At 63.1% G+C, this 11,461-nt stretch carries 8 protein-coding genes; 5 read left to right on the forward strand and 3 right to left on the reverse strand.

Annotation, left to right across the window (positions count from 1 at the left end; translation table 11 throughout):
• The first annotated feature begins 289 nt into the window (after window positions 1-289).
• From B3446_RS28440 to B3446_RS28450, 3 genes are all read left to right on the forward strand, one after another.
• The gene (locus tag B3446_RS28440; RefSeq protein WP_291387540.1) at window positions 290-1,897 is read left to right on the forward strand and encodes a carboxyl transferase domain-containing protein; all 1,608 of its coding nucleotides are present in this window, start codon (window positions 290-292) and stop codon (window positions 1,895-1,897) included.
• Window positions 1,898-1,970: 73 nt separating this feature from the next.
• Window positions 1,971-3,995 (forward strand): acetyl/propionyl/methylcrotonyl-CoA carboxylase subunit alpha, encoded by a 2,025-nt coding sequence (locus B3446_RS28445; RefSeq protein WP_291387542.1) that lies wholly within the window; start codon window positions 1,971-1,973, stop codon window positions 3,993-3,995.
• 134 nt (window positions 3,996-4,129) lie between these two features.
• Entirely contained in the window at window positions 4,130-5,365 is a 1,236-nt protein-coding gene (locus B3446_RS28450) for an MFS transporter (protein ID WP_291387543.1), read from the forward strand.
• 60 nt (window positions 5,366-5,425) lie between these two features.
• Here the strand turns inward: B3446_RS28450 and B3446_RS28455 are convergent, their stop codons facing one another.
• Complete coding sequence (locus B3446_RS28455; protein ID WP_291387545.1) at window positions 5,426-5,707, reverse strand: BrnA antitoxin family protein; 282 nt, start codon at window positions 5,705-5,707, stop codon at window positions 5,426-5,428.
• Between the two features lie 675 nt (window positions 5,708-6,382).
• On the opposite strand from B3446_RS28455, the gene B3446_RS28460 reads away from it, so the two are divergent.
• Window positions 6,383-7,303 (forward strand): hypothetical protein, encoded by a 921-nt coding sequence (locus tag B3446_RS28460; RefSeq protein WP_291387547.1) that lies wholly within the window; start codon window positions 6,383-6,385, stop codon window positions 7,301-7,303.
• A gap of 309 nt (window positions 7,304-7,612) precedes the next feature.
• On the opposite strand, the gene B3446_RS28465 is transcribed toward B3446_RS28460, so the two are convergent.
• Window positions 7,613-8,680: a hypothetical protein gene (locus B3446_RS28465; RefSeq protein WP_291387549.1), complete on the reverse strand. Its 1,068-nt coding sequence runs from the start codon at window positions 8,678-8,680 to the stop codon at window positions 7,613-7,615.
• 275 nt (window positions 8,681-8,955) lie between these two features.
• On the opposite strand from B3446_RS28465, the gene B3446_RS28470 reads away from it, so the two are divergent.
• Window positions 8,956-9,330, forward strand: coding sequence for a glutaredoxin family protein (locus tag B3446_RS28470; protein ID WP_291387551.1), 375 nt, complete (start codon window positions 8,956-8,958; stop codon window positions 9,328-9,330).
• A gap of 66 nt (window positions 9,331-9,396) precedes the next feature.
• On the opposite strand, the gene B3446_RS28475 is transcribed toward B3446_RS28470, so the two are convergent.
• Window positions 9,397-11,461, reverse strand: a 2,065-nt coding sequence (locus tag B3446_RS28475) for a TonB-dependent siderophore receptor (protein WP_291387553.1), incomplete at its 5' end; no start/stop codon positions are given.

The following is an 11,461-nucleotide window of genomic DNA, read 5'->3' on the forward strand; positions in this document are numbered from 1 at the left end:
TGGCCACGCTGTGCATCGGCGGCGGCGAAGCCGTCGCGATGGCCATCGAAATGGTCTAAGCAGTTGCCTGCTTGAGGTGCGGGCTTCGGCCCGTTTCTTGAGCAGGATTTCGCTGCGCCTTTCTGGCATTGCAACTACCGCGACGGGTCGGTCGCGGGCCATGCAGGAAAGGCGCAACGAAATCCTGATTTACCAAATCGACAAGAATGCCCGGCCCACCGGGCAGCGAGACAACCCGCTCTTTTTCGAGCGCCTTCAAATTCCAATCAAGCAGGACGGGTGGTACCCCATGCCCATCATCGAATCCCGCATCAATCCGCGGTCGCAGGACTACATCGACAACGCCAGCGCCATGCAGGCGCAACTGGACGATCTGAACCAGCAGCTGGCGCAGACGGCCTTGGGCGGCAGCGAATCCGCCCGCGCCAAGCACACGGCGCGCGGCAAGCTCCTGCCGCGCGACCGCGTGGAAAACCTGATCGATCCGGGCACCCCGTTCCTGGAACTGTCGCCCATGGCGGCGCACGGCATGTATGACGGCGACGCGCCCGGCGCGGGCGTCATCACCGGCATCGGCCGCGTGTCCGGCACCGAGTGCGTCATTGTCTGCAACGACGCCACGGTCAAGGGCGGCACCTACTATCCGATGACCGTCAAGAAGCACCTGCGCGCGCAGGAGATCGCCGCGCAGAACCATCTGCCCTGCGTGTACCTGGTGGATTCGGGCGGCGCCAACCTGCCGCAGCAAGATGAAGTCTTTCCCGACCGCGACCACTTCGGCCGCATCTTCTACAACCAGGCGCAGATGTCGGCGCAAGGCATCGCGCAGATCGCCGTGGTGATGGGCTCGTGCACCGCCGGCGGCGCGTATGTGCCCGCCATGAGCGACGAGTCCATCATCGTCCGCAACCAGGGCACCATCTTTCTGGGCGGCCCGCCGCTGGTCAAAGCCGCCACCGGCGAAGAAGTCAGCGCCGAAGACCTAGGCGGCGGCGACGTGCACACACGCCTGTCGGGCGTCGTCGACCACCTGGCCGCCAACGACATGCACGCGCTGCAATTGGCGCGCAATGCGGTTGCGCGCCTGAACCGCAAGAAGCCGCAGCCGCTGGCCACGATCCCCGTGCGCGAACCGCGCTTCGACCCCAGCGAACTGAACGGCATCATTCCCGCCGACACCCGCAAGCCTTATGACGTGCGCGAAGTCATCGCGCGCATCGTCGACGGCTCCGAGTTCGACGAGTTCAAGTCGCGCTTCGGCCCCACGCTTGTCACCGGCTTTGCGCACATTCACGGCATGCCCGTCGGCATCGTCGCCAACAACGGCATCCTGTTCTCCGAGTCCGCACAAAAGGGCGCGCACTTCATCGAATTGTGCGCGCAGCGCAAGATTCCGCTCGTGTTTCTGCAGAACATCACCGGCTTCATGGTCGGCCGCAAATACGAAAACGAAGGCATCGCGCGCCACGGCGCCAAGATGGTGACGGCCGTGGCCACGGCCAACGTGCCCAAGTTCACCGTGCTGATCGGCGGCTCGTTCGGCGCCGGCAACTACGGCATGTGCGGCCGCGCGTATTCGCCGCGCATGCTCTTCATGTGGCCCAACGCCCGCATTTCAGTCATGGGCGGCGAGCAGGCCGCCAGCGTGCTGGCGACTGTTAAGCGCGATGGCATCGAAGCGCGCGGCGGGCAATGGTCGGCCGATGAAGAGACGGCGTTCAAGGCGCCGATCCGCGAACAGTACGAGCGCGAAGGCCATCCGTATTACGCCACCGCACGGTTGTGGGACGACGGCATCATCGCCCCCGCTGATACGCGCCGCGTGCTGGGGCTGGCGTTGTCCGCGGCGTTGAATGCGCCCATCGAAGACACGAAGTTCGGTGTCTTCCGGATGTAGGTCGCATCCGTAGGCCGAACCCCACTTCTACGCGCTTCGCGCCCTTTCCGAACACTTCAGCTTGGATAACGCAATGTTCGATACTGTGCTGATTGCCAACCGCGGCGAAATCGCCTGCCGCGTCGCCGCCACCGCCCGCCGCATGGGCCTGCGCACCGTCGCCGTCTATTCCGACGCGGACGCCAACTCGCGTCACGTCGCGGCGTGCGACCAGGCCGTCTACATCGGCGGCTCCGAGCCGCGTGCCAGCTACCTGCGCGCCGATGCCATCCTGCAAGCCGCGCGCGACACCGGCGCCGGCGCCATCCACCCCGGCTACGGCTTCCTGTCGGAAAACGAAGCCTTCGCCCAGGCCGCGCAGGACGCCGGCATCGCCTTCGTCGGCCCGCCGGCATCGGCCATCGCCGCGATGGGCAGCAAGTCCGCCGCCAAGACCCTCATGGAAAAAGCCGGCGTGCCGCTCGTGCCCGGCTATCACGGCGACAACCAGGATCCGCAATTCCTCAAATCGCAGGCCGACAGCATCGGCTATCCCGTGCTCATCAAGGCCAGCGCGGGCGGCGGCGGCAAGGGCATGCGCATCGTCGAATCGTCCGGCGCATTCCTCGATGCACTGGCCTCGTGCCAGCGCGAAGCCGCGTCCAGCTTTGGCGACGACCGCGTCCTGATCGAACGCTATCTGCAAAAGCCGCGCCACATCGAAATCCAGGTGTTCGCCGACACGCACGGCAACTGCGTCTACCTCTTCGAGCGCGACTGCTCCGTGCAGCGCCGCCACCAGAAAGTCATCGAAGAAGCGCCCGCCCCCGGCATGACCGAAGAACGCCGCCGCGCCATGGGCGAGGCCGCCGTCTCCGCCGCGCGCGCCGTCGGCTACGTGGGCGCGGGCACCGTCGAGTTCATCGCCGAGCCCGACGGCCGCTTCTACTTCATGGAAATGAACACGCGCCTGCAGGTCGAACATCCGGTCACCGAAATGATCACCGGCCACGACCTCGTCGAATGGCAACTGCGCGTCGCCGCCGGCCAGCCGCTGCCCGCGCGCCAGGAAGACCTGCGCATCAACGGCCACGCCATCGAAGCCCGCATCTACGCCGAGAACCCCGAAAAGGGCTTTCTGCCGTCCATCGGTACGCTTGCCTACCTGGGCCTGCCGCCGCACACCGCCTTTGCCAACGGCGACATCCGCGTCGACGGCGGCGTGCGCATGGGCGACACCATCACCCCGTTCTACGACCCGATGATCGCCAAGCTCATCGTGCACGGCGCCGACCGCGACCAGGCCCGCGCCCGCATGCTGCAAGCGCTGGCGCAGACGCAGGCTGTCGGTGTGCAGACCAACGTCGCCTTCCTGGCGCGGCTGATGAAGGACAGCGCCTTTGCGGCCGCTGATCTGGATACGGGTCTCATCGAACGCCAGCGCGCCACGCTGCTGCCCGACCCGCAACCCGCCGACGCCGACGCGCTGGCGCTGGCCACTGCGGCCGTGCTGGTGCGGCAGGGCCTCGCACAGCCGGGCACGCAAGGCGCAGGCAAAGGCCCCACCGACCCGTGGGACGCGCGCGACGGCTGGCGTCTGGGCGGCCAGTATCGGCGTCAACTGCAATGGACCGACAACGGCGAAGCTCGCCACGTCACCGTGGCCCGACAGGGCGGCGCGTGGACGCTGGACACCGGCGACGGCGCGCGGCCGTTCCTGTGGCGCTCGCACGCCAGCGCCAATCCGAATCTGGCCTATGGCCTGCGCATCACGCTGCAAGGCCATGAAAGCGCCGGCACCGTCGTCCTGCATGGCGACCGCGCCTACGTCTTCCGCGAGGACGGCTCGCACGTCCTGGAGCTATATGACGCGTTGACGCACTCGCAGGACACGCAGGGCGACCACGGCGCGGGACTGGCCGCGCCCATGCCCGGCAAGATCATCTCGATCTCGGTCAAGGCGGGCGACAAGGTCGAAAAGGGCCAGCCGCTGCTGGTGATGGAAGCGATGAAGATGGAACACACCATTTCTGCGACCGCCGACGGTACGGTGGGGGAAGTGTTCTATGGGGTGGGGGATCAGGTGACGGAAGGCGCCGAACTCGTCTCGATCGAGTAACGGCGATTTGAACGTACCCGACGGCTTCCGGCGGTAACGCCGGGAGCCGTTTTGTTTATGCGGCTCGCGCGGGTTTAGCTGTCCGTCAGCGCCCCTCGCCTAGAATCGGCGCTTCCCCCCGCGCCACGCCCACCATGTCCGCCGCCGACACGCCCAGTCCGCTTTCTCGTCCGCCGTTCCTGCATTTCCTCTGCGGCCGCGTCGCGGCATCGCTGGCATTCCAGATCGTCTCCGTCGCCGTGGGCTGGCAGATTTACGCGCTGTCGGGCAGCGCGCTCGACCTCGGCCTCATCGGCCTCGCCCAGTTCCTGCCGATGGCCGCACTCACGCTCGTCGTCGGCCACGTCGCCGACCGCTACGACCGCCGCAAGATCGTCGCCGTCTGCATGGCGCTCGAAGCGCTGGCTACCCTAGTGCTCGCGATCGCCGCGCTGCACGGCGTCGGCGGCAAGACGCTCATCTACGCCACGATCATCATCATGAGCTCGGCCCGCGCCTTCGAAGCGCCGACGCTCTCCACGCTGATCCCCGCCGTCGTCCCCCGCGAATGGCTGCCGCGCGCCACCGCGCTGTCCTCATCCGGCGGCCAGATCGCCCAGATCGCGGGCCCCGCGCTCGGCGGCGTCGGCTACAGCCTCGGGGCAGGGTGGATCTACTGCGTCGCCGCCGCGCTGTATCTGACGGCCTTCATCGCCATCGCCACGCTCGTCATCGAACGCGCGCCGCCGCGTAAAGAACCGACGACGTGGCGCACGCTGTTTGGCGGGATCACCTTCATCTTCCAGCGCCGGTTGCTGCTGGGCACGTTGTCGCTGGATCTCTTTGCCGTGCTGCTGGGTGGGGCGACGGCGCTGCTGCCGATCTTTGCGAAGGACATTCTGAATGCAGGTCCATGGGCGCTTGGTGCTTTGCGTGCGGCGCCTGCGTGCGGTGCGGCGCTGATGTCGTTGACGCTGGCGCGATTGAGCCTCGGTGAAAACGTCGGGCGATTGCTGTTCGGCTCGCTCATCGTGTTTGGTCTGGCGACTACGGTGTTTGGGCTATCGACCTCGATTCCGTTATCGATCGCCGCGCTGGTCGTGCTGGGTGCGGCAGACGCGGTCAGCGTCGTCGTGCGGTCATCGCTGGTGCAGTTGAATACGCCCGATCACATGCTGGGACGGGTCAGCGCGGTGAACACCTTGTTTGTCGGCGCATCGAATCAGCTGGGGGAGTTTGAATCGGGTCTGACTGCGCAGTTGTTTGGCACGGTGCCCGCCGTGGTGATCGGCGGGGTTGGAACGATTGCGGTCGCCGCGCTGTGGATGCGGTGGTTTCCGGAGTTGAGGAGACTTCGGACGTTGAATGGGAATGAGGTGGCGCAGACTTGAGACAGCGCCCATATTGACCGGAACGTCGACGCTGATCGCATGCGAGTGCACGCACGCTTCTCACGTCAATCGATGCGTCTTCAACCAGTCCCTCAACGCGTTGTTGATACGCGTCTGCCAACCCTGCCCAGTCGCCTTGAAAGCTGACAAGACCTCCTCATCAAGACGAATGGTGGTCGCCGACTTTCGCGTTGCAGCGGTACTGCCCACGGGCCGGCCGCGGCGGCGCACGATGTCATCGGGCTTGTGCACGCGAGCGTACTGGCCTTGTGCAGCCTGCTTTGCGCTTCGCAGCAGAGCTGCCTCAAATTCGGCACTCTCGGGTTGAGATTTCTTGGCCATCAAAGCTATCCCTAAGATTCGATATTCTGAAAGGTTGGCCCCGATTTCGAGCCTCGCAAGGCTTGAAATCCGACGGAGCGAAACGAGCGGGGTGCTGCTAGGCGAACGACAATTAGCTTAGGCGCGGGCCCGACACCTGTAGGCATGCATGTTCGCATTACGCAACGCGCCTGCAGGTCTCGCAGTTCTTTGGTCGACTCTTACGCATAAGCGGGTACGCCTCTCCTTCCTGTCCACCGACACCTGCCCCTTTCACCTTCGAGAACCAATCGAAGTTGACGCGAAGGCACCCACTTGCGAACCCGCGAGCCAGTGCGCCGCCGCATAGTAGATACCGATGCTCCAGCGCCAACGACGTTCTATCTGAGTTCAGCCTTGGTGGTCAAAAGGTCGAGGTGTCGTATGGGGGAGTCGCGCTTCCGCGCACAAAAAAAACCAACGAGGTTCTGACGAAACGCAAGATGAAGGTGATTGAGCTGGCAAGAGGCTTGGCAGACGACTTCCCGCGCGCCGGTGCGAGGTTATAAAAGTGCTGCCTGCCGTTCCAACCTAAATTTCTGTCCGATTCTGCCGTTTACAGTGTTGCCGCTTACGTTTGCACCGAGTCGGTGATGACGTGCAGAAATACCTTGAAGGCTGATTCGTCACGACGATAATTTTTAAAGAGGAGTCGCAGTGCATACCGCGCGAGATAAATACACGCTCGAACTGGTTGAGGCCGAAGATTTGTGGATCATCTCCACAATTGACCAAAGTCGCTACATCTGCAGGGGGTGCGAAGTAGGAGTATTTCCAGCGTCTTACATTAAGGAAGTAAACAAGAGGCGCCCGTACTTCACTCTCGGTCCCGTGAATCAGCATTCCAACGGATGTGACGTGGATGGCGAAGTGAAACTCATCAACAGCGCGAAGCGCAGGAGCGTCGGAAGCGCAGATGGCTTTCCGCTACCATTCCCGAACAGGTTGGCGATGAACGACGAGCGCTCGGTTATCCCCACAGAAGCCCCCCTACGAGACGGTCGAGAAGGAAGTGGAAGAAAAAGCAGAGGCACGGACAGCGGGATCTCGCGTAAGCATCACGGGCATACAGTTAAGACAATCAGGCCAGCATGCCGCACTTACATAAATTTCCCGTTTGACAGAGCAATCTTGCCCTTCTCTATCCCCGGCGTCTATGGCACGACGTATGCAGAAATTTTTTGGTACCTGGGGAGCAAACGACCGTCTCATTTCAAGAATCCAAAACATCTGTACTACGCTGCGATCCGTTGGACAGTGGACCCTGTTTTGACAGACGCATCCTGTGTGCTGACGCTCAACGTGGGCAATTGGAATCAAGAGACAAAAAAACACGAAAGCCTGTCTCGGATCCATGTCAACTGGTCGACCTGGAGTCAGTCGCGCCGAGACACGCTCATGAGAGAGTTTGAAGTAACACGGGAAGAAGCCGCAGAGAAAGCTAAGAAAAACAGTCGGCAAAAAGGCTGGGTATTTTTCGTGGGGGAGCAAGACTCTGTAGATCCCGAAATTTTCCACGTCAACAATCACAATTTGATCTGCTGCCTACCCGGGGAAATGATTTGGCCGCATGCATGACGTCCTGACGGTGCGTCAATGCAGTAAAAACAAATGGCTTATTCGACTCGTCATTGGAAGTAGCCCTTGCTGCGATCCCTTCAAAGAAGCGGAAGGCACGCGCGGGATGTACGACACCCAAATGATCATCGGGTGCCGGACTAAGCGCTGCGCCACCAAGTGCATGAGGTGCGGTCTCCTGCACGGTTCTTTGCGATGGCACCGTGTGCGGACAGCGTAGTGGCGTTCACAATTTCGTTCCAGTCAGCGCACACAGACCACAACCCAGAGCCGCTAGCTTCGGTCATTCGGCTTGCTCCCGGCTCCTAATCAATATTTCCGCATCTCAAACCGATTCGCCGCCCCAGCCGCCGGCTCGAAGTAATACTTAGGCTCCCGATAAACCAACTCCTGCAACGCAGCATCCAGCTTCGGCAACTCAAAACTCGCAGCACTACGCGCTTTCCGAAAATCCTCAAGACTCGCGGGCAGACGCTCCAGCGTCATCGACTCCACCAAACACACCCATTCCCGCGCCAGCACCCCGCATGAATCCTTGACCATGACCGGCTGGTCATCCGGCATCTTGTACCCATCCATCAGCACCACATCGCCCGCTTCCAGCGTGATCGTGGCCAACGGCGTGAAGAGCAGTTCCGTGTCAACGCCGGCGACCGGCAACATCTCTGCCTCGCGATTGTGGAACGCGCGCCTGGCCCCCTCCACCCAGCGATACTCCCGCGCGGCCTCATTGCAGCCTTCCCCGAAACGCAACGTGACTTCGCAGCCGGAACCCAGCCCATCCTCGCTGGGCACAAGCGGCGTCCAGGGTCCTTCCTTCTTGAAGTCGATATCCGCCGTCTCGGTCAGCGTGGCCATGCCGAGGTTCTTTAGATAATCCATTGACTTCGCGCGCGCATCCGAGTCCGGCAACGCCGTCCGCGGCTGGTGGTAAGTAATGCGATTGAGCCGGTACTCGCCGGGCCACACCGGAATGACCTGATACGCGAGCGCGCCGCGCGTCGTCTGGAACAGCGGGCCCGTGTCCGAGACATCGAACTTGTGCTTGCCTTGGCCCACGGTCATCGCGAAGCCCTTCTCGGTCTTATGCTGCCAATGCAGGAGTGTGCTGTGCTGGCGGGTAAATTGATCCCGCGTGGCCGCATCATCGAAGTTGCGCGGCGTTCCCGCATCGAAATTGACGGTCGGGATCACCACAATCGCCATGTCCTTGCGGGCCTGGTCGAACAGCTCGTCGGTGTTGGCGACGTGCCGTTTCCGCATGGCTGCCGCCTCGGCCTGTAGCGCTTCATCGCTGGGTGACTGTGCCCACGCGGCAAGCGGGGCGAACAGGGCGGACACGCATACAAGGGCAAGCACGCGGCGAGACAGCGTCATCGGTCTTCGTTCCTTTATGAGTTCGGAGGTTGAGCCTATCGGCGTCTGCTGCCCATCTGGCCGATCGGGCCTAGAGCGAAGACGCCAGGGCATGATATCGCGGCGAGCGCTCATGAATATCGACTAGCCGCTCCACGTCCCAGTCGCATTGCTGGATGCCTCCCGCAACTTGCAGGCGACGGGTCATGCGCCTGCGTCGTACCCGGCCCCAGAAGCATCCGTGCAGCCGCTCAGAGTAGACTGACAGCCTCTCTCACCCTTTAGAGTCCCCATTCATGCTCGTCAAAGCCCTGCGTGTCGGCCTGGGTCAAATCATTGTCCTGGGCGACGCACTGACCCGTCCGCGTCCGCAGAAGCGCTCGCCGCAAGGCCAGGCCGCCGTCAACGCCGACGCGGCCGCGCTCTCGCTGTATCAATTTCAGGCCTGCCCGTTCTGCGTGAAGACACGCCGCGCCATGCACCGGCTCAATGTGCCGGTCGCGCTGAAGGATGCCAAGCACGACGCGGAAGCACGCGCCGCATTGCAGGCGGGCGGCGGCAAGGTGAAGGTGCCTTGCTTGCGCATCGAAGATGCCGACGGCACGCGCTGGATGTACGAGTCCAACGACATCATCGCGTACCTGGAAAAACGCTTCGCCAACGTCGCCTGATCGCACATAAAGCAAACGGCCTGCCGAAACATCCGGCAGGCCGTTTTCAATTGCACAAAGAACGCGTCAGAACCTTCCCCGCAGCGTCAGCAGCACGCTGCGCGGCGCGCCATAGTTGTTGCGGTTTTCCAGATAGCCCGGGTATTCGTAATAGACCTTGTCGAACAGGTTGTTCACGTTCACCGCGGCAGTCCAATGCGAGGTCAGGTCGTACGCGACGCGCGCATTCCACACGCTGTAGGACGGACGCCGCACATTTGAGATCGTGTTGGTCAACGCGCTCTGCCAATTGACGCCCGCGCCCACGCTCAACCGATTCAAGTCACCCGGCAGACGGTATTCGCTCCACACGCGCAGCATATGCCGAGGCGTTTCCTCGCTGAAGGTCTGGCCCTCGCGCTCGGGGTCGCTCAGATACTTGTTGCTGTTGAACGTATAGCCCGCGGCCACTTGCAGGCCCGGCGCCAGTTCGCCGCTCATCTCGGCCTCGAAGCCCTGGCTGCGCACCTTGCCCGCCGCGCGCGAGCAATAGCCGCCGTTGCAGACCGGCCCGGCCTCGTAATCCTGCACCGCGCGATTCTTCTGGTCGATCCGGTACACGGCGAACGACGTGTTCAGCCTGCCGTCCATCAACTCGCCCTTGATGCCCACTTCATAGTTCGCGCCCACGATGGGCTTGAGGACGCTGCCGTCCAGCGTCGTCGCGGTTTGCGGTTCGAAGATATCTGCGTAGCTGGCATAGGCCGACCACTGCGGCGTCAGCGCGTACACCAGCCCCAGGAACGGCGTGAACTCGGCGCTGGCTTTCGCGGTGCTGACGTCGTCCCACGTTGCGGCCTGCGTCGTGTAGCGGCTTTCAAACCAGCTGAATCGCCCACCGGAGACCAGCGTCAGGTCATCCGTCAGACTGCTGCGCAACTGCGCATAAATGCCTTTCTGCACGTGCGGGTCATAGCGGGACAGACGATTCGAGTCCGGAAAGCTCTCGGGCTTGGGCACATGCGGATCCGGATTGAACACATCCAGCGGCAGGTAATTGGAGGCGTACTCGATCCGATCGCTGGATTTCAGGCGCGACATGCTGACGCCCACCGTCAGGTCCTGCGGCATGCCCCACGTCGTGAAGCGGCCGTTCACATTCGCATCAAAGCCAAAGTGCTCGGCGGACTTGTCGTAGTTCCAGGCATTGCGCATCGGCCCCATTAGCGTCACCGGGTCCACCGCCCCCGTCGCATCCAGTGCCGACGTCAGGCTGCTTTCCTTCACGTAGGTGCCCGCGACGTTCAGCCGCCAGTCGCTGTTGAAACGATGAGTCAGGTCGGCAAAGACCTGGGTCTCGTCACGATCCCACTGGTTCCAGTCCGCGCCCAGAAAGGTCGAGCGCTTCAGGTCCAGCGAGCGGCCGTCGCTGTAGCGCGGCAGCCCGCCAAAGAAGGGCGTCGACCGCACGCGCGACACCAGCACACCCGCGCCCACCGTCGTGCGCGGCGACACGTCGTAGTCCAGCGCAAAGTACAGGTTGGTGTTGCGTTCCTTCACCACGTCGATGAACGAACCCTTGGTGTCGTAGTCCAGCACCGCACGCGCCCGCAGACTGCCGTCGGCGTTCAACGCGCCGCCCGCATCCAGCATGCCGCCCACGTGATCCCACGAACCGGCACGCGCCTCCATCAACACCTGCGTCTCGGCCGTGGGGCGTTTGCGCACGAAGTTGACCGATCCGCCCGGCTGGCCTGCGCCTTCCATCAGGCCTTGCGCGCCTCGCAACACCTCAACGCGATCCAGATACGCCGTGCTGCCCGTGAAACTGTTGCCCACCGCGTAGAAGCTGCGCGACAGCGGCACGCCGTCGTACTGGATGTTCGTGATCTTGAAACCGCGCGAATAGAAATTGCGGCCGCCATCGGCCACTTCGCTGATCGTCACGCCCGTCGTGTTCTCCAGCACCTCGCTGATGGTCGACAGGTTCTGGTCGTCCATGCGTCGGCGCGTGATCACCGTCACGGACTGCGGAATGTCCTTGATCGCCTCCTCGGTCTTGCCGATGGTCACCGCCCGGGCCGCGTAGGAGTTCGTGTTCTCGGTGGTCGCATTGAAGACGCCCGTCACCAGCACCGGCGCCAGCGTGCTG

This window comes from Achromobacter sp. UBA5777, from assembly GCF_002418565.1.
GTDB lineage: Bacteria > Pseudomonadota > Gammaproteobacteria > Burkholderiales > Burkholderiaceae_B > Achromobacter > Achromobacter animicus.

Bases quoted from the DNA above. Each gene is read 5' to 3' on its own strand.
- B3446_RS28440 (WP_291387540.1), top strand. From the start codon at position 290: ATGCCCATCATCGAATCCCGCATCAATCCGCGGTCGCAGGACTACATC.
- B3446_RS28450 (WP_291387543.1), top strand. From the start codon at position 4,130: ATGTCCGCCGCCGACACGCCCAGTCCGCTTTCTCGTCCGCCGTTCCTG.
- B3446_RS28465 (WP_291387549.1), bottom strand. From the start codon at position 8,680: ATGACGCTGTCTCGCCGCGTGCTTGCCCTTGTATGCGTGTCCGCCCTG.
- B3446_RS28455 (WP_291387545.1), bottom strand. From the start codon at position 5,707: ATGGCCAAGAAATCTCAACCCGAGAGTGCCGAATTTGAGGCAGCTCTG.
- B3446_RS28470 (WP_291387551.1), top strand. From the start codon at position 8,956: ATGCTCGTCAAAGCCCTGCGTGTCGGCCTGGGTCAAATCATTGTCCTG.
- B3446_RS28445 (WP_291387542.1), top strand. From the start codon at position 1,971: ATGTTCGATACTGTGCTGATTGCCAACCGCGGCGAAATCGCCTGCCGC.